The organism is Ensifer sp. EB106-03-01-XG145 (genome assembly GCF_058792075.1).
In genome coordinates, this window is record NZ_JBYTEC010000019.1 from 12587 (window position 1) to 34749 (window position 22163).

At 61.0% G+C, this 22163-nt stretch carries 20 protein-coding genes; 12 read left to right on the forward strand and 8 right to left on the reverse strand.

Going from position 1 to position 22163, the window contains the following annotated elements:
• Positions 1-9 precede the first annotated feature (9 nt).
• Positions 10-678 (reverse strand): haloacid dehalogenase type II, encoded by a 669-nt coding sequence (locus AC3WWH_RS28590; RefSeq protein ID WP_058324034.1) that lies wholly within the window; start codon positions 676-678, stop codon positions 10-12.
• Between the two features lie 316 nt (positions 679-994).
• Between AC3WWH_RS28590 and AC3WWH_RS28595 the strand changes: the two genes are divergently transcribed.
• The 7 genes from AC3WWH_RS28595 (at position 995) to AC3WWH_RS28625 (ending at position 9408) form a co-directional block, all read left to right on the forward strand.
• Entirely contained in the window at positions 995-1831 is an 837-nt protein-coding gene (locus tag AC3WWH_RS28595) for a GNAT family N-acetyltransferase (RefSeq protein WP_058324009.1), read from the forward strand.
• Positions 1832-1844: 13 nt separating this feature from the next.
• Positions 1845-3221 carry an aspartate aminotransferase family protein gene (locus tag AC3WWH_RS28600; RefSeq protein ID WP_058324010.1) on the forward strand — a complete coding sequence of 459 codons (1377 nt, stop codon included), beginning with the start codon at positions 1845-1847 and terminating at the stop codon, positions 3219-3221.
• A gap of 241 nt (positions 3222-3462) precedes the next feature.
• Positions 3463-4176, forward strand: a complete 714-nt coding sequence (locus tag AC3WWH_RS28605) for an HAD-IA family hydrolase (RefSeq protein ID WP_058324011.1) — start codon at positions 3463-3465, stop codon at positions 4174-4176.
• Positions 4177-4246: 70 nt separating this feature from the next.
• Positions 4247-5857, forward strand: a complete 1611-nt coding sequence (locus AC3WWH_RS28610; RefSeq protein ID WP_058324012.1) for an ABC transporter substrate-binding protein — start codon at positions 4247-4249, stop codon at positions 5855-5857.
• Between the two features lie 85 nt (positions 5858-5942).
• On the forward strand, positions 5943-6893 hold the full coding sequence (locus tag AC3WWH_RS28615) for an ABC transporter permease (RefSeq protein WP_057249974.1): 951 nt from the start codon (positions 5943-5945) through the stop codon (positions 6891-6893).
• On the forward strand, positions 6890-7753 hold the full coding sequence (locus tag AC3WWH_RS28620; protein ID WP_057249972.1) for an ABC transporter permease: 864 nt from the start codon (positions 6890-6892) through the stop codon (positions 7751-7753). The genes AC3WWH_RS28615 and AC3WWH_RS28620 overlap by 4 nt, the downstream gene beginning before the upstream one ends.
• The gene (locus tag AC3WWH_RS28625) at positions 7753-9408 is read left to right on the forward strand and encodes an ABC transporter ATP-binding protein (RefSeq protein ID WP_113398993.1); all 1656 of its coding nucleotides are present in this window, start codon (positions 7753-7755) and stop codon (positions 9406-9408) included. Before AC3WWH_RS28620 ends, AC3WWH_RS28625 begins: the two co-directional genes overlap by 1 nt.
• A 146-nt stretch (positions 9409-9554) precedes the next feature.
• Here the strand turns inward: AC3WWH_RS28625 and AC3WWH_RS28630 are convergent, their stop codons facing one another.
• Positions 9555-10031: an Lrp/AsnC family transcriptional regulator gene (locus tag AC3WWH_RS28630; RefSeq protein WP_057249969.1), complete on the reverse strand. Its 477-nt coding sequence runs from the start codon at positions 10029-10031 to the stop codon at positions 9555-9557.
• A 233-nt stretch (positions 10032-10264) separates the two neighbouring features.
• Here AC3WWH_RS28630 and AC3WWH_RS28635 point away from each other — a divergent pair, with 233 nt between their 5' ends.
• On the forward strand, positions 10265-11590 hold the full coding sequence (locus AC3WWH_RS28635) for an NAD(P)/FAD-dependent oxidoreductase (protein WP_058324014.1): 1326 nt from the start codon (positions 10265-10267) through the stop codon (positions 11588-11590).
• A 682-nt stretch (positions 11591-12272) separates the two neighbouring features.
• On the opposite strand, the gene AC3WWH_RS28640 is transcribed toward AC3WWH_RS28635, so the two are convergent.
• On the reverse strand, positions 12273-13175 hold the full coding sequence (locus AC3WWH_RS28640) for a LysR family transcriptional regulator (RefSeq protein ID WP_058324016.1): 903 nt from the start codon (positions 13173-13175) through the stop codon (positions 12273-12275).
• A 109-nt stretch (positions 13176-13284) separates the two neighbouring features.
• Here AC3WWH_RS28640 and AC3WWH_RS28645 point away from each other — a divergent pair, with 109 nt between their 5' ends.
• The 4 genes from AC3WWH_RS28645 to AC3WWH_RS28660 are packed head-to-tail and all read left to right on the forward strand — an operon-like array spanning position 13285 to position 17021.
• Entirely contained in the window at positions 13285-14367 is a 1083-nt protein-coding gene (locus AC3WWH_RS28645) for a 4-oxalomesaconate tautomerase (protein ID WP_058324017.1), read from the forward strand.
• Positions 14368-14414: 47 nt separating this feature from the next.
• Positions 14415-15416: an ABC transporter substrate-binding protein gene (locus tag AC3WWH_RS28650; protein WP_058324018.1), complete on the forward strand. Its 1002-nt coding sequence runs from the start codon at positions 14415-14417 to the stop codon at positions 15414-15416.
• Positions 15417-15430: 14 nt separating this feature from the next.
• Positions 15431-16261 carry an ABC transporter ATP-binding protein gene (locus AC3WWH_RS28655; protein ID WP_058324019.1) on the forward strand — a complete coding sequence of 277 codons (831 nt, stop codon included), beginning with the start codon at positions 15431-15433 and terminating at the stop codon, positions 16259-16261.
• Entirely contained in the window at positions 16245-17021 is a 777-nt protein-coding gene (locus AC3WWH_RS28660) for an ABC transporter permease (RefSeq protein WP_058324020.1), read from the forward strand. Before AC3WWH_RS28655 ends, AC3WWH_RS28660 begins: the two co-directional genes overlap by 17 nt.
• Before the next feature lie 256 nt (positions 17022-17277).
• Here AC3WWH_RS28660 and AC3WWH_RS28665 read toward each other — a convergent pair whose 3' ends face one another.
• The 5 genes from AC3WWH_RS28665 to AC3WWH_RS28685 are packed head-to-tail and all read right to left on the reverse strand — an operon-like array spanning position 17278 to position 22130.
• A complete protein-coding gene (locus AC3WWH_RS28665) occupies positions 17278-18189 on the reverse strand; it encodes a homocysteine S-methyltransferase family protein (protein WP_058324021.1) in 912 nt (303 codons plus the stop codon).
• Positions 18190-18209: 20 nt separating this feature from the next.
• Positions 18210-18653: an Lrp/AsnC family transcriptional regulator gene (locus AC3WWH_RS28670; RefSeq protein WP_058324022.1), complete on the reverse strand. Its 444-nt coding sequence runs from the start codon at positions 18651-18653 to the stop codon at positions 18210-18212.
• Positions 18650-19444, reverse strand: coding sequence for a phosphotransferase (locus AC3WWH_RS28675; protein ID WP_058324023.1), 795 nt, complete (start codon positions 19442-19444; stop codon positions 18650-18652). Before AC3WWH_RS28675 ends, AC3WWH_RS28670 begins: the two co-directional genes overlap by 4 nt.
• An 11-nt stretch (positions 19445-19455) precedes the next feature.
• Positions 19456-20847 (reverse strand): aspartate ammonia-lyase, encoded by a 1392-nt coding sequence (locus AC3WWH_RS28680; protein WP_113398992.1) that lies wholly within the window; start codon positions 20845-20847, stop codon positions 19456-19458.
• A gap of 14 nt (positions 20848-20861) precedes the next feature.
• Positions 20862-22130, reverse strand: coding sequence for a trans-sulfuration enzyme family protein (locus tag AC3WWH_RS28685; RefSeq protein WP_058324024.1), 1269 nt, complete (start codon positions 22128-22130; stop codon positions 20862-20864).
• Positions 22131-22163: the final 33 nt, after the last annotated feature.

The window sequence follows — 22163 nt, forward strand, 5'->3', positions numbered from 1 at the left end:
CCGCCTTTTCTAAAGACCGACGACGCCCGGCAGGCCGGAGATGTCGGCGATCTCGACATAGCCGTAGTAGGGATTGGCCGGCTCGTGACCGCGATTGACCCAGACTTTGTTCTTGATGCCGAGGTCGTGCGCCGACATCAGGTCGTAGCGGAAGGAGGACGAGCAGTGAAGAATGTCCTGCGGACCACAGCCGAGCATATCGAGCATGTATTCGAAGCCCTTAAAGCGCGGTTTGTAGGACTGCGCCTGCTCGGCGGTGTAGACCGCATGGAAGGGTGCGCCAAGCTTTTCGACATTCGACATGATCTGCGAATTCATGGCATTCGACAGGATCACCAGTGGGATCTCCTTGGCGACCTTGGCAAGCCCCGCCGGCACGTCCGCATGCGGCCCCCATGTCGGCACGCGCTCGTAAACCATCTTCGCAGCTTCATCGCGGAATTTAATGCCGTTGCGCTTGCAGGTCCGTTCCAGCGAATTGTGCACCACCTCGGCATAGGGCTTCCAGGCGCCCAGGATTTCGTCGAGGCGATAGGCCGCGAAATTCTTGATGAATTCCGCCATGCGCGGTTCGTCGAGTTGTTCGCTGTAAAGGTCGCGCGCGGCTTCTGCCATCTGGAAGTTGGTTAGCGTGCCGTAGCAGTCGAAGGTGATGTATTTCGGACGGAAGGTCGTCATGTGCGTATCCTTGAAAGAACGGGCCAAGTATTCTGTGAGGATCATAGGCGCTGCGCCTCCCATCGCCTCGCCTGATTTGGCGGCGTTCGAAGCAGAATCTATCGTATCGAGCGCCGGCTTTGGCAGAAGGTTGTGTGGCCTGCTGGTGGTCAGCGGCGTCTTCCGCCCCGGCGCCCTCCCAGCGCTCTTCCCTGCCAGCATAAGATGCGGCGACCGGTAGGTGCAAAGCTATAAGATACCGCGCGAGCCAAAGCCTTCAGACGATCTGCCGGCCGGCACTCCTTCAGACTTGCGGGCAGACAATGAAGGAAATGCCATGCAGACAAGTCAGATCGATATTGCCGCCTTCGGGCCTGAGCATCTGAAAGCCGCCGTCAAGCTCTCCCGGCAGGCCGGCTGGCCACATCGCCTTGAAGATTGGCAGATGGCGCTTGCCCTGAGCGAAGGCGTCGTCGCGATAGAGGGCGACCGGGTCGTCGGCACTGTACTCGTCACCCGTTACAGGTCCGACTGTGCGACGATCAACATGGTCATCGTCGACGAGGCGATGCGCGGCCGCGGCCTCGGTCGCAAGCTAATGGACGCCGCGTTGCGGCTAGCGGCCGATCGTCCGCTCAGACTCGTGGCAACGACTGAGGGCCTGCCGCTATACGAAAGGCTCGGCTTCCGCGAGGCGGGTCGCGTGTTGCAGCATCAGGGCATCGTCGGAGCAATCGCCGAGCCTGGGCAAACGGAACAGGCGACCGCGGCCGACATCGAAGCGATCGTCGCGCTCGACCGCCTCGCCTTCGGCGCCAACCGTGAAGGGATGATTGCCTATCTCGGGAAAGTCGGCAACTTCGCGGTGATCCGCCGGGACGCGCGCGTTTGCGGGTTCGGCGCCATCCGCCCCTTTGGCCGCGGCGAGGCCATCGGACCCGTCGTCGCCGAAGATCTCGAAGACGCCGAGGCGCTCGTGGCCCACTTCATGTTCACGCGAACCGGCGGGTTCATTAGGCTCGATACCACTGCCGAGACCGGCCTTTCTCTCTGGCTTGCCGAGCAAGGGCTAGCCCATGTCGGCGGGGGTATCGCCATGATGAAGCCCCCGATCCACCCCACCGCCGACCCGGCCGCTACCACCTTCGCCCTCGCCAATCAGGCGCTCGGCTGATCCGGAGATCATCATGTACAGCAATTCCCTCATCGAACTCGATCGCGCCCACCTCATCCATCCGGTCGCCTCCTATCGCGGCCATGAAAAACTCGGCGTGCGCGTACTCGCCTCGGCAAAAGGCGCGACGGTCACCGACGCTTCGGGCAAGCAACTGATCGACGGCTTTGCCGGCCTTTGGTGCGTCAATGCCGGCTATGGCCACGAAGCGATCGTCGAAGCGGCCGCCCGGCAGATGCGCGAGCTTCCCTATGCGACGGCCTATTTCGGGCTCGGCTCCGAGCCCGCGATCCGCCTCGCCTCGGAACTCGCCGAGCGCGCGCCGGGCGATCTCAACCACGTCTATTTCACGCTCGGCGGCTCCGACGCCGTCGACAGCACGATCCGCTTCATCCGCTATTATTGGAATGCCCGCGGCGAGCCGCAACGCGATCAGTTCATTTCGGTGGAGCAAGGCTATCACGGCTCATCGACGGTCGGCGCCGGGCTGACGGCGCTGCCGGCCTTCCATGCCGGCTTCGGCATTCCCTTCGACTGGCAACACAAAATTCCGTCTCACTATGTCTACCGCAATCCGGTGGGAGAGAGCCCGCAGGCGATCATCGAGGCGTCGCTGGCCGCTCTCCGACGCAAGGTCGGGGAAATCGGCCCCGAGCGTGTCGCTGCCTTCTATGCAGAGCCGATCCAGGGCTCGGGCGGCGTGCTGGTGCCACCCAAGGGCTGGATGAAGGCGATGCGCGAAGTCTGCCGCGAGCTCGGCATCCTCTTCGTTGCAGACGAGGTGATCACCGGCTTCGGTCGCACCGGACCGCTCTTTGCCTCTACCGAGGACGAGATCGTGCCGGACTTCATCACCACGGCCAAAGGTCTCACGTCCGGCTATGTGCCGATGGGGGCCGTGTTCATGGCCGACCACGTCTATCAGACGATTGCCGACGGCGCCGGCGCTTCCGCCGTCGGCCACGGTTACACCTATTCGGCGCATCCCGTCAGCGCCGCTGTCGGCCTTGAGGTGCTGAGACTCTACGAGAACGGCCTCTTGGAAAACGGCGTCACGGCCGGTGCACGGCTGATGGAAGGTCTCAAAAGCCTGAGGGGCCATCCCCTGGTCGGTGACGTGCGCGGTCGCGGCATGCTGGCCGCTGTCGAGCTTGTCGTCGACAAGTCAAGGAAGACCCCTTTGCCGGCAGCCGCGGAGCCGGCGCGCCGCATCTTCGACCGGGCCTGGGAAAACGGCCTCGTCATCCGCGCCTTCGCCAATGGCGTGCTCGGGTATGCGCCGCCGCTCTGCTGCACTGCGGCGGAGATCGACGCGATTGTCGAGCGCACCCGCCAAACATTGGACGAGACCTTGGAAGACCCGGATGTTCGCCAGGCTTTGAGGGCCTGAGGGACGACGGACGCGATATATCGCGGAACCGCCATATTCGAAATTTTGTGCTGCGCCACGACGCCCTTTCGGAGACTCCGGTGCGGCACACCTGCCAAACTCAAATCAAGGAAGCGGCCGGATCCCAGCATATGCGGCCTTTCCAGCAAGAGCGGGGAAAACATCCCGCCGACGGGAACAGAATATTCTTCTTCATGAAGTCGGCGTTCCGACCTGGGACGCGAAAAACTGGGGAATCGATGTGCACAAGAGCCTGCCCGAATTCAAATACATGACCTTCGACGTCGTCGGCACGCTGATCGACTTCGAGGGCGGCCTCAAGGATTGCCTCGCCGGCATCGCCGCCGAGGCCAGTGTCGCCATCGATGGCGAGGAGGCGCTCAGCCTCTACCGCGCAGCGCGCTACTCCACGGACGCCGACCTCTTCCCGGACGATCTGGTGCGTGTCTATCTTGAAATCGCGCCGAAGCTCGGCCTTCCGACTGAGCGGAAATATGGCGAGCGTCTCAGGGACTCCGCCGGGAACTGGAGGGCGTTCGAAGACAGCACCGAAGCGCTGGCGCGCCTTGCGAAGAATTACCGGCTTGTCGCGATGACCAATGCGCGCCGCTGGGCCTTCGATTTCTTCGCCAAGGAACTAGGTGATCCCTTCTACGCCGCCTTCACCGCTGACGATACCGGTACCGAAAAACCTGACCCCGCCTTCTTTCAGAGGGTTTTCGACTTCATCGGCTCGGAAGGCAATTCGAAGGACGACGTCCTGCATGTCGCCCAGAGCCAGTACCACGACATCGGCATTTCGCGGAAGCTTGGGCTGACCAACTGCTGGATCGAGCGGCGCCACGCGCAGAAAGGTTACGGCGGCACCATTGAGCCGGCCGAGTTCACCGAGCCCGACTACCACTTCACCTCCATGGCCGACCTTGCCGATGCCGTGGCCGTCGCACGTAGCTGACCAGTTCACCGGATTGGGTCTAAGCCCGCGGAAGACGGGCAGCCCGCCAACAGACGAAAAGGGGAATGACATGAACGACAAGATCACCAATTGGACCAGATCCGACGACACCATGGTCGAAAACGCCATCCGCCGCGGAGCAACGCGCCGTGAACTGCTGCAGATGATGCTCGCCGGTGGCGTTGCCCTCTCCGCCAGCAGTCTAGTGCTCGGCCGCGCCTCCAACGCGGTTGCCGCAACGCCGGTCTCCGGCGGCGCGCTTAAGGCCGCCGGCTGGTCGTCCTCGACCGCCGACACGCTCGACCCGGCCAAGGCATCGCTCTCCACCGACTATGTCCGCTGCTGCTCCTTCTACAACCGTCTCACCTTCCTCGATAAGAGCGGCACCCCGCAGATGGAGCTCGCCGAGGCGATCGAGTCCAAGGATGCGAAGACCTGGACAGTCAAACTGAGGAGCGGCGTCACCTTCCACGACGGCAAGCCGTTGACCGCCGACGACGTGGTCTTCTCGTTGAAACGCCATCTCGATCCATCCGTCGGTTCGAAGGTCGCGAAGATTGCCGCGCAGATGACAGGCTTCAAGGCCCTGGACAAGCAGACGGTCGAGATCACGCTCGAAAATCCCAACGCCGACCTGCCGACCATCCTGTCGATGCACCACTTCATGATCGTCGCCGATGGCACGACGGATTTTTCCAAGGGCAACGGCACCGGCGCATTCGTGAGGGAAGTCTTCGAGCCCGGCGTACGCTCGGTCGGCATCAAGAACAAGAACTATTGGAAGTCCGGCCCGAACGTCGATTCCTTCGAGTACTTCGCGATCAGCGACGATAGCTCGCGCGTCAACGCACTGCTCTCAGGGGACATCCATCTCGCCGCTACGATCAATCCGCGCTCCATACGCTTGGTCGAGGCCCAAGGCGACGGCTTCGTGCTCTCGAAAACCACCTCGGGCAACTATACCAATCTCAACATTCGCATGGACTTGGAGCCTGGCAGCAAGCGGGACTTCGTCGAGGGAATGAAGTACCTCGTCAACCGCGACCAGATCGTCAAGTCGGCGCTCCGCGGCCTCGGAGAAGTCGGCAACGACCAGCCGGTTTCGCCGGCAAATTTCTACCATAATGGCGACCTGAAGCCGCGGGCGTTCGATCCGGAAAAGGCGAAATTCCATTTCGAGAAGGCCGGCGTTCTCGGTCAGTCGATCCCGATGATCGCATCCGAGGCGGCGAACTCATCGATCGATATGGCAATGATCATCCAGGCTTCCGCTGCCGAGATCGGACTGAAGCTCGACGTTCAGCGCGTACCGGCCGACGGCTATTGGGACAATTATTGGCTCAAGGCGCCGGTCCATTTCGGCAACATCAACCCGCGCCCGACACCGGACATTCTGTTCTCGCTGCTCTACACTACGGAAGCGCCGTGGAACGAAAGCCAGTACAAGTCGGAGAAATTCGATAAGATGCTGATCGAGGCGCGCGGCTCGCTCGACCAGGAGAAGCGCAAGGCGATCTACAACGAGATGCAGGTGATGGTCGCCAGCGAAGCTGGCACCATCATTCCGGCCTATATCTCCAACGTCGACGCGATCACCGCCAAGCTCAAGGGCTTGGAAGCCAACCCGCTTGGCGGCCAGATGGGTTATGCTTTCGCGGAATATGTCTGGCTCGAAGCCTGATGAGGCGAACGGTCGGGGCTGCAGCCGCGCGGTTGCAGCCCCGACCCTTTTGGTTTGAAATCTCGAATGCCGAAAGGGAACGCGCGTGAACAACCGTGTCCTATCACTCGTGCTGAGCAGATTGCTCATCGCCTTGATCACGCTGGTGATCGTCTCCTTCGCCGTGTTCTTCGCGACGACGCTCCTGCCGGGAGACACAGCGACGATCCTGCTTGGCCAGGCCGCCACGCCGGAGGCAGTCGAAGGTCTGCGCAAGGCCATGCATCTCGACGACCCGGCGATCTTCCGTTTCCTGCGCTGGATCGTTGGTTTGCTGCAGGGCGATCTCGGCACCTCCTATGCCAATGAGATGCCGGTCGCGGATCTGATCGGGGGGCGTTTCATCAACACGCTGCAGCTCGCGGGCGTCACCGCGCTCTTTTCCGTGCCGATCGCGCTGACGCTCGGCATCACCGCGGCGATGCTACGTGGCTCGCTGTACGACCGCGCCGTCACCGTGTTGACGATCGGCGTCATCTCAGTGCCGGAATTCATGATCGCGACCTCCGCGGTGTTGATCTTCGCCGTCTACCTGAAATGGCTACCGGCGCTCTCCTTCGCGAACGAAGTCACCTCGCTGACAGACCTCCTGCGCATCTATGCCATGCCCGTGATCACCCTTACCTTCGTCATCTCGGCGCAAATGATCCGCATGACCCGGGCAGCGGTGATCGAGACGCTCAACACGCCCTATGTGGAGATGGCGTTGCTCAAGGGCGCCTCGCGGCCGCGCATCGTGTTTCGGCATGCGCTGCCGAACGCTCTGGGCCCGATTGTCAACGCGGTCGCGCTTTCGCTCTCATACCTGCTCGGCGGCGTCATCATTGTCGAGACGATCTTCAACTACCCAGGTATTGCCAAGCTGATGGTCGACGCCGTCGCGACTCGCGACCTGCCGCTGATCCAGAGTTGCGCGATGATCTTCTGCCTCGGGTACCTGCTCCTGATCACGGCCGCCGATATCATAGCCATCCTTTCCAATCCGAGGCTCCGATGACAATGACCAGTTCTGAGACCAAGTCTGACCGGATTTCCGGAACCCGGCTCGGCTATCGCTTCAACATCATCGGCATGGTCGGTCTCTCGGTCATCCTTTTATGGGTGTTGATCGCGATCTTCGCGCCGCTGATCATCCCCTACCCTGTCGGCGAGATTGTCGACCTCGATTACTTCGGCCCGATGAGCCGCGACTTCTGGCTCGGCTCCGATTATCTGGGCCGCGACATGCTCTCGCGAATCCTGATGGGCGCCCGCTACACGGTCGGCATCTCGCTTGCGGCAGTTACGATCGCCTGCTTCAGCGGCGTGATGCTCGGCATGATCGCAGCGGTCGCTGGCGGCTGGCTCGACACGGTCCTGAGCCGCTTCCTCGACGCCCTCAGTTCGATCCCGAGCAAGCTGTTCGGCCTTGTGATCGTCGCTGCCGTCGGCTCCTCGATTCCCGTGCTGATCCTGACGCTGTCGGTGATCTATATCCCCGGCGCGTACCGTTTCGCCCGCGCGCTCGCCGTCAACATCAACGCTATGGATTTCATCACCGTCGCCCGCATCCGAGGCGAAAGTACCCTTTATCTGATCCGCTCGGAAATCCTGCCGAACATCGTCGGACCGGTACTTGCCGACCTCGGCATCCGCTTCGTCTTCATCGTTCTCCTGCTCTCCGGCCTCTCCTTCCTCGGCCTTGGCGTCCAGCCGCCCTATGCCGACTGGGGGGCTCTCGTGCGCGAGAACATCGGCGGCCTGCCCTTTGGCGCACCGGCGGTGATGGCTCCCTCCTTTGCGATCGCCAGCCTCACCATCAGCGTCAACCTGCTGATCGACAACCTGCCAAAGAAGATCCGCGATCGGAGCGAATGATGGTCAATCTCGTAGAAATCCGTGACCTGAAGGTCGAAGCCACCACCGATTCCGGCCGACGCGTCGAGATCATCAACGGCGTCAGCTTCGACATTGCCGAGGGCGAGATCGTGGCGCTGATCGGCGAAAGCGGCTCCGGCAAGACGACGATCGCGCTCACGCTGATGGGCCATGCCCGCCCCGGCTGTCGCATCTCCGGCGGCAGCGTCTCCGTCGCCGGAAAGGACATGGTGACGCTGAGCGAAAAGCAGCGCGCCAGGGTGCGCGGCACCGAGGTCACCTATGTTCCGCAATCAGCCGCCGCCGCATTCAACCCGGCCGCCACGATCATGGACCAGGTAATCGAAGTCACCCGAATTCATGGGCTTATGTCCGCCGACGAGGCGCGCCTCCGCGCCGTCGAGCTTTTCAGGGCGTTGTCGTTGCCTGAGCCCGAAACGATTGGCAGCCGCTATCCGCACCAGGTCTCCGGCGGCCAGTTGCAGCGGCTTTCTGCGGCCATGGCGCTGATCGGCGACCCGAAGCTCGTCATCTTCGACGAGCCGACGACGGCGCTCGACGTGACGACGCAGATCGAAGTGCTGCGCGCCTTCAAGTCGGTCATGAAGAAAGGCGGCATCGCCGGCGTTTACGTCTCGCACGACCTCGCCGTGGTCGCCCAGATCGCCGACCGCATCGTCGTCTTGAAGGGCGGAGAGACCAAGGAGATCGGCACCACCAAAGAGATCCTCGACGGCGCGACGCACCCCTACACGCGGGAGCTGCTCGCCGCCTTCGAGCCGAAACCCCGTGGCGCTGCGGGCGCGGCAGAGAGTGGTCCGGCCCCGTTGCTCGAAATCGAAAATCTCGTCGCAGGCTACGGCCAGGCCCAGGCCGACGGCCTGCCCCTCGTGCGCGCCGTCGAGCATGTCAGTCTCAAGGTGGAGAAGGGGCGCAACCTCGGTATCATCGGCGAGTCCGGTTGCGGCAAGTCGACACTCGCGCGCACCATCGCCGGCATATTGCCGGCCGCTGTCGGCAAGATCGTCTTCGACGGCAAGGAACTCGGCCGCAGCGCCCGTGCGCGCTCGCGCGATGAACTGCGCGAAATGCAGATCGTCTTCCAATATGCCGATACGGCGCTTAATCCGGCGAAATCCGTCGAGGAAATCTTAGCCCGGCCGCTTGCCTTCTATCACGGCATGAATGCCAAGGCGCGCAGCGCACGCATCGACGAGCTGCTCGACATGGTGCGCCTGCCGCGCAACCTGCGTCATCGCCGCCCGGGGGAGCTCTCGGGCGGCCAGAAGCAGCGTGTCAACTTCGCCCGCGCACTCGCCGCCGAGCCGAAGCTGATCCTGTGCGACGAGATCACCTCTGCACTGGACACCGTGGTCGCGGCCGCCGTCATCGATCTCCTCAAGGAATTGCAGCGCGAGCTCGGTCTTTCCTACATCTTCATCAGCCATGACCTCTCCGTGGTGGAGGCGATCTGCGACGAGATCGTCGTGATGTATGGCGGCAGAAAGGTAGAGGAAATCACGCCGGCGAAGGTCAAGACACCCCAACACCCCTATTCGCAACTGCTCTTCTCGTCGGTGCCGAGGCTCGATCCCACGTGGCTCGACGGGCTCGAACAGGATCCGGAGCTCGTGCGAGCCTATTGCCGGCGCTGAGGCGCCGGCTCATCCCAACCTGCTGTCATCGCCTCAGCCCGAAGGCGGACAGAAGGAGGCGCGGACGACATCATGCTTTGCCGGGTGAGGCTCCGGAGGAGCGGGCCAAAACGCAAGCGTCGGCCGCGCAAACCGATCCGAAGATCCTACATCCGAAACAGGCTGGTCAGTGGCATGTGCACCTTGACTATCGGCGACTTCAAGACGACGAAACTGAAATACTTGTCGATGCCGACGTCCATGTCGGTGAGGCGCTCCATGATAGTCTGGTATTCACCGATCCCGGCCGTGACGAATTTTAGAAGGTAGTCGTAGCCTCCTGACACTAGATGGCATTCCATAACGTTGTCGACCTTGTCTATCGCCGCCAGGAACCGGGCAAAGTCGATCTGCCGGTGGTTCTTCAGCGTGATTTCGGTAAATACCGTCAGGGTCTGCCCGAGCTTGCTGACGTTGATCTGCGCCGAATAGCCCTCAATGTAACCCTCCGACTGCAGCTTCTTGACCCGCATCAGACAGGGGCTCGGCGACAGGTTGACCAATTCGGCGAGTTCCACATTGGTGATGCGGCCGTTCTTCTGCAGTTCGTACAGAATCTTGATGTCGATCCGGTCGAGTTTCATGGCGCGCCTTCCCCTTGCTACGTGGCCAACGGGACAGCAGATTGTGCTGCGACTTTCCCAGCTAGGACCTTAACACACTGATGAGACGTGTCGATTTCGTTTGGCACAGCGGGCCAAAGCAGAAAGGGCGGCATTGCTCCCCCAATACGGAATCTTCTGCTGCGCGCCAGCCGCAGTCCGGCAACGCCATTGCGCAATAGCCGTTAGACTGTGCTGGTAACGGAGGTCACGCCATGCCCGCACCGCTGAAACTCATCGACACAACGCCGCAGTTGCCCGAAGACGCCGATGCCGTGGTGATCGGCGGCGGCATTGTCGGTGTGTTTGCGGCCTACTATCTTGCCCGCCGCGGATTAAAGGTAGCCGTCGTCGAGAAGGGCCGGATCGGCGCGGAGCAGTCGAGCCGCAACTGGGGCTGGTGCCGCCAGCAGAACCGGGACGCCCGCGAATTGCCGATGGCGACGAAGAGCCTCTATCTTTGGGAGCGTTTCGCCGCCGAGAGCGGCGAGGATACCGGCTTCCGACGCTGCGGGTTGTTCTACCTCAGCAACAGCGAAGAGGAACTGGCCGGCTGGGCCCGCTGGCGCGACTTTGCCCGTGCGCTCGGCGTCACAACGTATATGCTCGACAGAGCCGAGGCGACCGAACGCGGCCGCGCCACCGGAAAGCCGTGGAAGGGGGGGGTCTTTTCGCCGACCGACGGCACCGCCGATCCGGCAAGTGCAGCACCCGCGGTCGCACGTGCGATCCTCAAGCTCGGCGGCACCGTGCATCAGTCCTGCGCCGCCCGCGGCATAGAGACAGAAGGCGGTCGCCTTTCTGGTGTCGTTACCGAGCATGGCACCATCCGCACGAAGACGGCGATCCTTGCCGGCGGCGCCTGGGCCTCCTCCTTCTGCCGTCAACTCGGCATCCGCTTTCCCCAAGCCGCAATCCGATCATCAATCCTGGCCGTCTCGCCAGGCGCCATCCGCCTTCCGGACGCGCTGCATACGGCCGCCGTTTCGGTGACGCGCCGCGGGGACGGCGGCTACACGCTCGCCATCAGTGGCCGCGGCCGTGTCGATCCGACGCCGCAGCAATTGCGTTTCGCGCCGCAGTTTCTGCCGATGTTCGCCCGGCGCTGGCGCAGCCTTGCACCCGGCGGCATCGAAGGCTTCCGTTCCCGTCACGAGAGCCTGACTCGCTGGCGCCTCGATGCGCCGACGCCAATGGAGCGCATGCGCATCCTTGATCCTGCAGTCGATAAAGACACTATTCGCCTCACCCATTCGCGCGCGCTCGACCTCCTGCCCGACCTTAAGAACACCAGTATCACCGCCGCATGGGCGGGTTATATCGACAGCACGCCGGACGGTGTGCCTGGCATCGGCGAAATCGCCGCCATACCGGGGTTCATCCTCGCCGCCGGCTTCAGCGGGCACGGCTTCGGCATTGGTCCCGGCGCCGGTCACCTGATCGCCGACATCGTCACTGGTGACGAGCCAATCGTCGACCCCCGCGCGTACCATCCGGACCGCTTCCGAAAGTCTGCCTGGGGTAAGGTCGCCGATTTCTAGGGAGGCGGGCCCCGAGGTGCTGTGGCGAATTCGCTGAAGTCGGTTCCGACTGCGACGATCCAGTCCTGGCGGCAGGCAACACCGTCGCCAGCGCAGCCGTTTATGATCCTAGTCAGACCGATCGAGGTCACCGCGAATCTGTCGTTTCGGATTTCCTGCGGCTTCTCGGCGGTCGCCACAAGCCCACTCGCAACTGACGTTATCAAATCCGAGCGTTCGCCCAGCGTCATCGCATCTGGGGTCTTTGCTAATGGGAATTGGTCGCGCGCGACCAGTCAGCCGGTCGGACGTCTACCATCTTGATTATTGATTATTGACTCCAGGATCAACTTCCGACCTCCCAGAGCGGGATTCGGCACGGCTAGTGCAACGAATGGCTACTATGCGGTTAGTGCATGAGGCATAACCGCAACGGCGACGGTCCATTGTCCGGTTTTTGTCGCAGGTTCGCGATGAGGATAGCTATTTCGGCGTCAAGCTTCGCTCTGATAGATGCTCTTCGGCAGAGGGGGCGTGTCTTCGTCTATTTATGTGCAAAAGCCGGCCGAAACGGCATACCCATACAAGGCCGTCGGTGCTTCATGGCGAACGGTCGGTTTCTTCAAGGCGTTCTTGTAGCGGAAAAAAGAGAACATTTGACTGAAAAGCAGTCGGGTTACCATCCCGGTAGCTTTTCAGTTGCTCAGTTTCCTTCGGACCACGTCCCAATCAACATTGTCATGAAGCGCTCGGCCGCGGGCGAAAGCGTCCCACCGCGACGACGCACAATGCCGATCGTTCGTGAGATTTGAGGATTGCGAATAGGTCTCGTGACTAGGAACGGGTGCTCTTCCTGTGGTGTAGCGAGTTTGGGCAGAACCGAAATTCCAAGCCCGGCTTCCACCAAACCAAGCGATGTCGAAAGATGTGTGACTTCATAGGACCAACGCAGTTTCAGGTTCGATTTCGCCAACGCGGCGTCAAGAAGCGTACGGTTGCCGCTGGACCGGTGAACTGTGATCAGTTGATAGGGCGCCAGATCGTCCCATTCGAGTTCGCTCTTCGCTACCAGCGGATGATCCTTGCGTGCCGCCAGCACGAATGGATCTTCGATGAGCCTGTCGAAGATGAGGTCGGGATCTGAAAAGCCCATGATATTGATGCCGAACTCGACTTCCCCACGGGCGACTGCCTGTAGACCGTCGGTAGCCGGCAGATCGAGAATGCGAAAACGAATATTGGGATACTCTGCGCTGAACTGCTTGATGACGGTTGGCAAAAAATAAAAAGCGGCCGTTGGCAGACATGCGATAGTCACAAGGCCGCTGCGCTGAGATCCGACATCGCGCACCGCAAACAGCGACGTGTCGAACTCCTCAAGCATTCGTCGCACCAACGGGATCAGTTCCGCGCCAAGGGCGGTTGTCGAGACGTGACGCGTGGTGCGCTCGAGCAAGGGCGCCCCGATTGCCAGCTCCAGCTTCTGAATTCGACGGCTGAGTGCCGGCTGTGACAGATTGAGCGCTTCGGCAGAGCGGTGGAAGTTTTCCAGTTCGACCACCGCTAGAAACGCGCGGAGATCCAGTATCTCGCAATTAATGCTCATAACGCATCATTCCCTCTGAAATTCGCATTTCACATATCAATCGTTTTGCCGCTTACTGCAACAAAGAAGCTGATTGATATTTAAATCACATCAGTAAGCGGATACAACTATGAACGATCTGATTTCCATTCCCTGTGTTCTGATGCGCGGCGGCACCTCCAAGGGACCGTTCTTTCTCGCATCCGATCTTCCGTCGGATGAGCGTCAACGCGATCAGATCCTGCTTTCAGTCATGGGATCTGGTCATCCTCTGCAGATCGATGGTATCGGCGGCGGCAACCCTGTCACCAGCAAGGTTGCCATCGTCGGCCCGGCAACCATATCGGATGCCGATGTGGACTATCTGTTCGCCCAGGTCCGCATCGATCAGCAATTCGTCGATACCTCGCCGAATTGTGGAAATATGCTAGCGGCCGTCGGGCCGTTCGCGATCGAGGCTGGCCTGGTCAAGGCAGCGACGGGCGTAACCCGCGTGCGCATTCACAACGTCAATACCGGTAAACTGATCGAAGCGGAGGTTCCGACCCCTGATGGCTGCGTTGCCTATATGGGGGATGCCTCGATCGACGGCGTGCCCGGCAATGCTGCGCCGATCGCGCTGACCTTCATGGACGCGGCCGGGGCACGCACAGGGAAGCTTTTTCCCACCGGCAACCCGCGCGACAGCATTGACGGTATCGATGTCACCTGCATCGACTGCGCTATGCCGATGATGTTGCTGGCAGCCACCGCCCTCGGTGTGACGGGCGACGAACCTGCAGCCGAGCTTAATACGAACAGCGCATTGCTCGAACGGCTCGAAACTCTGAGGCTCGAAGCCGGCCGGCGCATGGGTATGGGTGACGTCAGCAATCAGGTCACGCCAAAGCCGGTTCTAATCTCCAGGCCCAATAACGGCGGCGATCTCGGCGTGCGCTATTTCATGCCGCATCAGTGCCACCCATCTCTCGCAACGACCGGTGCGGTCGGCATAGCCACGGCCTGCATCAGCGACGGAACCGTCGCCTCGCGGCTGATCGGAGACCGCAAGCCACCGGTCGTTCTCGTTCTCGAACATCCAAGCGGCCGTTTGGAAGTGAAACTGGATACCCGCGATGGCAAGACAGTTGCTGGAATCCTGCGTACGGCCCGGCGCCTCTTCGAAGGGCAGGTCTTTGCAAAACCTATCGCGCAAATGGTTTGCGCGGCATAATCGAAAGTGGTTGCCGGGAGGGCGCCACGCATCAGGGAGGAATACACATGCGTAACCTATTGCTCGCACTTGCGGCAACGGTCGCTTTCGCCGGTTCGGCTATTGCGGAACCCGTCCGCATCAGCGTCGGGTCCTACAACCTCAACAACCTGCCCTTTCCGGTCGCAGCTGGCCTAGGTCTCTACGAGAAGGAAGGTCTTGAGGTAACCGTCGAAAACTTCGCATCGGGTGGTTCCAAGACGCTGCAGGCGCTCGTTGCCGGCTCTACGGATATCGCCGTCGGCTTCTACGACCACACCATCCAGATGCAGTCGCAGGACAAGGCTGTTGTCGCCTTCGTGCAATTGGCCCGCAATTCCGGGCTCGTGCTTGCCGGTGGAAAGAACGCTGCGTTCGATCCTGCCAAACCTGAAACGATCAAGGGCGCGAAAATCGGTATCACAGCGCCGGGCTCGTCTTCAGACTTCTTCGTTCGCTATTATCTGCAGCGCCACAGCCTATCGGCTGATGACGTCTCGTTGATCGGGGTAGGCTCCGGTTCAGCTGCTGTTGCGGCGCTCGAGCAAGGGAAGGTTGATCTATTGGTCAACTACGATCCGGCGGCAACCTTTATCGAAGCCAAGGGTGTCGGCAAGATTTTGATCGACGCCCGCAGCGACGCGGGTGCCACGGAAATCTACGGTGGGATCTACCCGACCTCCGTCCTTTATGCGACGCAGGCCTATATCGATGAGAACCCGGAAACCATCCAGAAAGTCACAAACGCGACCGTGAAGGCGCTGGCCTGGATGAACACACACAGCGCTGAAGAGATCGTCGAAAAACTGCCGAAGGAATTCATCTCCGGTGACCGGGACACCTATGTGAAGGCTGTCGAGAATGCCAAACCGATCTTCTCGGTCGATGGCAAATTCAGCGAGACCGACACTCAGACACCCCTCGCCGTGTTGAAGAGTTTCAACGAAAAAGTTGCTGCCGCGACTATCGATCTTTCCAAAACCTACACGAACGCTTTCGTGGACAAAGTCACCGACAAGACCATCAATTAACCCAGGAGGAGGCCATGGCATTGGCTGTCGTAAAACCCATGTCCGTTCCGTCGGGCGAGCTAAACAAAAGGCCAATGGTATCGATTGACGCCGTCACGATGTCATTCGGCTCCTATGTCGCGGTGCAGGACGTGAACCTGACAGTTGCCGATGGCGAGTTTCTCGCCATCGTGGGACCGACAGGCTGTGGCAAAAGTACCGTGCTCAACGCCATTGCTGGTCTTCTGAAGCCTGCCAGCGGAACAGTGGCGATCGACGGCGCTCCGGTTAAGGGCGTCCAGAACGATATCGGCTATCTCTTTCAGCAGGACGCACTGCTGCCCTGGAAGACATCGATCGAGAATGTCGAGCTGGGACTGCTGTTCAAAGGTGTGCCGAGTTCAGAGCGGCGCGAGCGTTCTATGAACTGGCTTGCGAAAGTTGGACTCAAAGGGTTCGAGCATCGCTATCCGCATCAACTTTCGGGCGGCCAGCGCAAGCGCGTCCAGATGGCGCAGGCCCTAATCTCCGGCCCCAAAGTCATTCTAATGGACGAGCCCTTTTCGGCCCTCGATATTCACACACGGCACCTCATGCAAAACGAACTCCTGCGTCTGTGGCAGGAAGAGCGCAGGGCTGTCGTAATGATCACGCATGACCTCGAAGAAGCAATAGCCCTCGGCGACCGGGTCGCAATTCTTGCAGCCGGCCCTCGTTCACGGGTTATCGAAAGCTTCCCGGTGGAACTCGAGCGCCCTCGCGACGTCGCGGAAATTAAACTCGATCCACGCTTTATGGATCTTTATCGAAATATCTGGGCTTCCCTGCGCGGCGAAGTGGAGAAAAGCTATGAACGTCGTGACTGAACGCATCATCCAGCTCGGAATGCTAATCTTTATCCTCGGCGGCTGGCAGCTTGGAGTGACCGCCGGCTTCATCGATGTCTTCTTCTTTCCAGCCCCGCTCGACATCTTCAACCAGATGATCAGCTGGATTGTTGATCCCAGCTTCTATCGTCATGTGTCAATCACACTGACGGAGACTGTGCTCGGCTACATCATCGGCACGGGCCTTGGCGTCGCAGCCGGTGTATGGCTCGGTCTTAGCCGCAGTGCGGCACGGATTTTGGACCCCTTCATCAAAGGCCTGAACGCCATTCCGCGCGTCGTGCTTGCCCCAATTTTCGTGCTTTGGCTTGGTCTCGGCCTATGGTCCAAGGTAGCGCTCGCAGTAACGCTTGTCTTCTTCATCACCTTCTTCAACGCCATGCAGGGCGTCCGCGAAGTCAATCCGGTCGTCCTCGCAAACGCAAGGATTCTCGGGGCCAAACGTTCCGATCTATTGCGGCATGTCTATTTTCCGGCGGCAGCCAGCTGGATTTTGTCCTCCCTTCGCACGTCAGTCGGCTTCGCGGTGGTCGGCGCCATCATTGGCGAATATCTCGGCTCCTCTGCGGGGCTCGGCTATCTGATCGCGCAGGCGGAAGGCAACTTCGACGCGGTTGGAGTGTTTGCCGGCATCATCATCCTAGCCGTGTTCGTGCTCATCATCGACCGACTTCTCGATGTTCTGGAAGGCCGGCTGATCAGGTGGAGACCGAACACCGCAGAAGAAAGAGCGACGTAACTATTAATCGGATCTATGTGAGTAGAATTGGGGTCCCGCCATCGGCAGCCCGTTCTTTTTGGCCTTGTGTAGCGCAACCAGCACCATTGATATGCTCAATCAAAGTTAAAATCATGGGAATTTCTAAGCGTCCATTGTTTTAATACCTCACTTGGATTGGCCGGCACCCCCGGCCTTTCGCTCTACATCCAAAAAACTATGATGGACGCCTTGAGGTGAATTGAACCAGTGGTCCATGCACTCCGAAAAGGAAACGCTATCTTTCGCCCACCTTGAACCGGGCAGAGACGCAACGGATGTGCGATGCTCCGACACCGCAGCAGCCGCCGATGATCGTCGCGCCGCTCTCTGCCCATTCACAGGCGAAGCTGGAGTAGCCGTCGACAGACAAGTCGTTGCGGACCGCATGAAGTGTCTCGTTTGCTGCGCCTTGCTCCTCAGTGGCGAGCGCATTGGCGTAAACACCGATCGAGATAATGCGTCGTTCCTCCGCAAGAACGCTGGCCGCCTCTTCGACGGCGCGCCGCATGACTTCCGGGCGGCTGCAATTGAAGAGCAGTGCGGCCGCACCAGATCCGGCGATACAGCGCGCGGCCTCCTCCACGCTTTCGCCGGAGCGCAGCGCTGCCGGCCTGCGTTCGGCACCCGGCTCGTCATCGAGCGTGAATGATATCCAGAATGGTCTGCGGGTGCCGGCCACCGCAATCCGCACCGCTTCGGCTTCAGCCACCAAGCTGAGGGTTTCTCCGAGCCAGACATCCACCGACGGCGAGAGTTCCTCAACCAGCGCGCCGAGGTAGTCGTGCACGCGGTCCGGCATGAAGCGCTGCGGCTCGTAGGAGCCAAAAATCGGCGGCAACGATCCGGCGACGAGCACCGTTCGGTCCACACTCGCGTCGGCCGCCTCACGCGCCAGACGTCCGGCAAGGGACATCAGCCTGCGGCCCTCTAATCGGAACCGCTCCTCGCCAATGTGGAACGGTACCAGCGCGTAACTGTTGGTGGTGATGATGTCGGCGCCTGCGGCAATAAACTCCTCATGCACGCGCCGAACGATTGCCGGGCTCTCAATCAGCGCGAGTGCAGACCACTCCGGTTGCCTGAGGTGCGCACCGAGGCGGACAAGCTCGCGACTCATGCCGCCGTCGAGGATTCTTACGGATTTCATGGATTTCCTTCCCATCCCGGTCAGCGCTTGATCATCGAGGACAATGCGAATGCCGTCAGCGTGTCCCGAACACCGGGCAGGACGGACACTTCCTGCCAGATTTCACGGATGCGGTCCGTCGTATTCGCCTCGACACGAACAACGAGGTCGAACTCGCCGCTGATGACATCGCAGGAGACGACCTCCGGCAAGCACTTGAGTGCCTGGATGACCTCACCACCGCGCATGCGGTCATGACGGTAGACAAACATCAGTGCGGTGACCGCCGCGGTGCGCGGCTTTCCCTCGCCTGCGACGATCGTGTACCCCAGGATGAGGCTATCACGCTCCAGCCGCTCGATCCGCTGGCGCACGGCATTGCGCGAAAGGTTCACCTTCTCGGCCAACTCCGCATGGGGAATCCGGGCGTTGCGGGTCAACTCGGCGAGAATGCGCTCGTCCGCCCGGTCGAGGATGCGCTTCATGACCGCATCTCCTCGACGACGACCTTGGCAGACCGGAAGGCGTATTGCGCGGCGTCTTCGAGTTCGGTAAACCTGCCACACTGCGCAAACGAGGTCGCGGCGGCCGCCATGGTGAAGCCCGGCAAGGCCTGTTGCTCTGGCTCGCTGAGGTTACGAACTTCTGTATAGCCGGTCAGTAGCGCGCCGGCGAGCGTCCTGTCGAGCGCACCGTTTGCCTTCGCGGTCCAATGCAGCAGCACCTGGGCGAGTTCGGCGATCAGAACATCGTCGTGGCGCAGTCGAAAATTGATGACACCACTCACCTCTCCGCCGAGAAAGAACACGTTGTCGCGATTGATAGCGCCGTGAACAGCTCCTCTTGGCAACTCGTCCGACACTGCCTCTACTGCGCGCCTCAGCGTCTGGTGTATCCGCGCGACGCAGACACCCAGTGCGTGGCACTTGCCGGTGGTGATCTCGCTTGGCCGCGCTCCGGGCACAAAACCGACAACCGCGACGAACTTGCCCGACACGGTGATCGTTGCCGCACCCGCATCCGTGCGGAAGGTCGCGGGACAGGGTACGCCAGCGGCAGCAAGCGTCTCCATCGTGCGGAAAGCGCGCTCAAGATCAAACGGGTCGGCGCCGCTCTCGAACAGGGTAATGATGAACTCACCGCGCTCGGAACGGAAAAGGAAGGTAGTCTCCGCATCGCCATCGGCAATGCCGATCACCGAGGTCAGGCGCCCAAGGCGATAGGCCATCGCGATCTGATCGCACTCGGCCTCCGATAGATCTGTAAAAACAGCCATTGTCCGTCCCTTCAGCTTTTGACGACACCAGCGCCGAAAATCGCGTCGATCTGGGCAGCACTCAGCCCGCTGTCGCGCTCGACCGCCTCGCGCAGCGGGATGCCTTCTGCGAGCGCCCGGCCGGCAAAGGCAGCGGCCTTTGCGTATCCGACGAAGGGATTGAGAGCAGCAGCAAGGACAAGGGACCCGTCGTAAAGCGCCTGACAACGTTCGGCATCCGCCTCTATTCCGTCGATGCATCGGGTACGAAGCGCGTCAAGGCCTCTCACCAAAAGTCGCAGCGACTGCAGGATGTTGAGCACGATGACCGGTTCCATAGCGTTCAGCTGAAGCTGGCCGGCGCTGGCAGCAAGTGTGACCGTCAGGTCGTTACCGATCACCTGAAAGCCAATCTGGTTTACCATTTCGGGGATCACCGGATTGACCTTGCCCGGCATGATCGAGGAGCCAGCCTGGAGGGCCGGGAGCCGAATCTCACCGAAACCGGCGCGCGGACCGCTCGACAGCAGGCGAAGGTCATTGCAGATCTTGGAGAGCTTCACCGCTGTGCGCTTCAGCGTCCCCGAAAGCGTCACGAACGCGCCCGTGTCGGATGTCGCCTCGACCAGATTGCGCGCCGGCCTCACCGCAATCCCGGACATCATGGAAAGGTGCGCGCAGACCGCCGCCGAGAACCCCGGTGGCGCGTTGACGCCGGTACCAATCGCCGTGCCTCCGAGATTGACCTCGCGCATCAATTCAGCCGTGCCCAGAAAATGCGCGACGTCCTCCTCCAGCGTCTCGGCAAAAGCTTCGAACTCCTGGCCGAGGAACATCGGGACAGCATCCTGAAGCTGCGTCCTGCCCACCTTGACGATGCCTGCGAAGATGTCGCCCTTCGACCGCAAGGCAGTGACCAAGGCCTGCAACGCCGCGACCAGCACTTCGCCTTCCCGCAACACGGTCAGCCGGATGGCGGTCGGGTAGACGTCGTTGGTCGATTGGCTCAGGTTCACGTGATCGTTCGGATTGACCACCTCGAAGCTGCCGGCCGGCCGTCCCAGCGCCTCAAGCGCCAGATTGGCGATGACCTCGTTGACGTTCATGTTGGTCGAGGTCCCCGCCCCACCCTGCATCATGTCGATAGGAAAATGCGGCGCAAGGATTTCCCCGGTGATCAGCCTGTCGCACGCCCGATCGATGGCCTGCGAAATCGCAGGATCGATAAGGCCCAGCTCCCGATTGGTCGCCGCAGCGGCCTTCTTGACCATCGCCAGCGAGCGGATGAACTCGGGGAAATCCTGGAGCCGGATGCCGGAAACGTCGAAGTTCTCCGTTGCTCGGCGCGTATGGATGCCGATCAGGGCATCAGCCGGTAATTCCCGTCGGCCAAGATGATCGGCTTCGATGCGCATTTTCGTCATGGTCAGCCCCTGCCTCACCCGGAAATGGCCTGATCGAGGTCATCGATTAGGTCGTCTGTCGCTTCGAGACCGACCGACAGGCGGAACACGCCGTCGCCAGCAAAGCGGCGATAGTCCTCGAGCGGTTCACCGGAGAGCTGGTAGGTGGACTTCATCATTTCATCCGTTTCGAGCAGCACGACGATCGAGCGCTGGTGGCCGAGCGAAAAGGCATAGTGGGCAATCTTGAGGCGCCCGGCGAGTTGCTGGGCCATCCTCCCCGGATCCTTCACCTGAAAGGTCACGATGCCGCCGAATAGGTCCATCTGGCGCTTCGCCAGCGCATGTTGTGGGTGGGAGGCAAGCCCGGGATAGGTCACGGCCACGACCGAAGGATGGTCCTGGAGGAAGGCCGCGATCTTTGAAGCGGACTCGGAGATCGTCCGAATGCGGGGAAACAGTGTGTCGATGCCGCGCAAAATGAGCCAGGCGTTCATGGCCGGCATCGATGCGCCAAGGTAAACGCCGGCGCGCGAGCGAATTTTCTCCACCAGTTCCTTACGGCCGCAGACAACCCCGCCCAGGGCATCGCCATGGCCGTTGATGAATTTCGTGAGAGAATGGATGACCAGGTCAACCCCCAGCAGCAGCGGCTGCGTGGCGACGGGGGTCGCAAGAGTTGAATCGACCGACATCAGTGCGCCATGCTTTCTGGCGAGCGCGGCAATAGCCCCGAGATCGGTCAGGCGCAGGATCGGATTACACGGACTTTCGCAATGGACGAGCTTCGTGTTGGGACGGAAGGCGGCCGCGACATCCTGCGGGCGGGACATGTTCACCGGTGTGACCTCGATGCCGTAGTCCGGCAAGATGCGCCGAGCCAGTTCGTTAGCGCCGGCATAGCAGACGTCGCTAAGGATCAGGTGGTCACCTTTTTTCAGGAAACTGAGAAACGTGGCGCCGATGGCTGCCACGCCCGTTGCCGTCGCAACCGCGTCGTCGGCTCCTTCCAGGGCGGCGAGCCGCTTTTCTAGCTGGCGAACCGTCGGGTTGGTCCAGCGCGCGTAAAGAAAGGGCAAAGCCGTCAGATCATCGACACCATCTGCGGAAAAGGTTCCGTTGCCCGGTTCAAGCAGGTTGTTGACGGACATGGAGATGTTTGGGGCGATCGCCTTCGTCGACGGATCGATGACAAGCCCGGCGCTCAGCGCCAGCGTATCGCGGTTGAGAGCTGCCCTTGCGCCAGGCGGCCTCATGTTGCGCCCCTCGTGCGTTGGCAGGTCTGAAAGTTTCGAGATAGTCATCGCGTCCTCCTGCGATTTGGGTCCCGGAGTTTT

Coding starts and splice junctions, on each gene's coding strand:
- AC3WWH_RS28590 (WP_058324034.1), bottom strand. CDS start 678: ATGACGACCTTCCGTCCGAAATACATCACCTTCGACTGCTACGGCACG.
- AC3WWH_RS28595 (WP_058324009.1), top strand. CDS start 995: ATGCAGACAAGTCAGATCGATATTGCCGCCTTCGGGCCTGAGCATCTG.
- AC3WWH_RS28600 (WP_058324010.1), top strand. CDS start 1,845: ATGTACAGCAATTCCCTCATCGAACTCGATCGCGCCCACCTCATCCAT.
- AC3WWH_RS28610 (WP_058324012.1), top strand. CDS start 4,247: ATGAACGACAAGATCACCAATTGGACCAGATCCGACGACACCATGGTC.
- AC3WWH_RS28620 (WP_057249972.1), top strand. CDS start 6,890: ATGACAATGACCAGTTCTGAGACCAAGTCTGACCGGATTTCCGGAACC.
- AC3WWH_RS28625 (WP_113398993.1), top strand. CDS start 7,753: ATGGTCAATCTCGTAGAAATCCGTGACCTGAAGGTCGAAGCCACCACC.
- AC3WWH_RS28630 (WP_057249969.1), bottom strand. CDS start 10,031: ATGAAACTCGACCGGATCGACATCAAGATTCTGTACGAACTGCAGAAG.
- AC3WWH_RS28635 (WP_058324014.1), top strand. CDS start 10,265: ATGCCCGCACCGCTGAAACTCATCGACACAACGCCGCAGTTGCCCGAA.
- AC3WWH_RS28640 (WP_058324016.1), bottom strand. CDS start 13,175: ATGAGCATTAATTGCGAGATACTGGATCTCCGCGCGTTTCTAGCGGTG.
- AC3WWH_RS28645 (WP_058324017.1), top strand. CDS start 13,285: ATGAACGATCTGATTTCCATTCCCTGTGTTCTGATGCGCGGCGGCACC.
- AC3WWH_RS28650 (WP_058324018.1), top strand. CDS start 14,415: ATGCGTAACCTATTGCTCGCACTTGCGGCAACGGTCGCTTTCGCCGGT.
- AC3WWH_RS28655 (WP_058324019.1), top strand. CDS start 15,431: ATGGCATTGGCTGTCGTAAAACCCATGTCCGTTCCGTCGGGCGAGCTA.
- AC3WWH_RS28660 (WP_058324020.1), top strand. CDS start 16,245: ATGAACGTCGTGACTGAACGCATCATCCAGCTCGGAATGCTAATCTTT.
- AC3WWH_RS28665 (WP_058324021.1), bottom strand. CDS start 18,189: ATGAAATCCGTAAGAATCCTCGACGGCGGCATGAGTCGCGAGCTTGTC.
- AC3WWH_RS28670 (WP_058324022.1), bottom strand. CDS start 18,653: ATGAAGCGCATCCTCGACCGGGCGGACGAGCGCATTCTCGCCGAGTTG.
- AC3WWH_RS28675 (WP_058324023.1), bottom strand. CDS start 19,444: ATGGCTGTTTTTACAGATCTATCGGAGGCCGAGTGCGATCAGATCGCG.
- AC3WWH_RS28680 (WP_113398992.1), bottom strand. CDS start 20,847: ATGACGAAAATGCGCATCGAAGCCGATCATCTTGGCCGACGGGAATTA.
- AC3WWH_RS28685 (WP_058324024.1), bottom strand. CDS start 22,130: ATGACTATCTCGAAACTTTCAGACCTGCCAACGCACGAGGGGCGCAAC.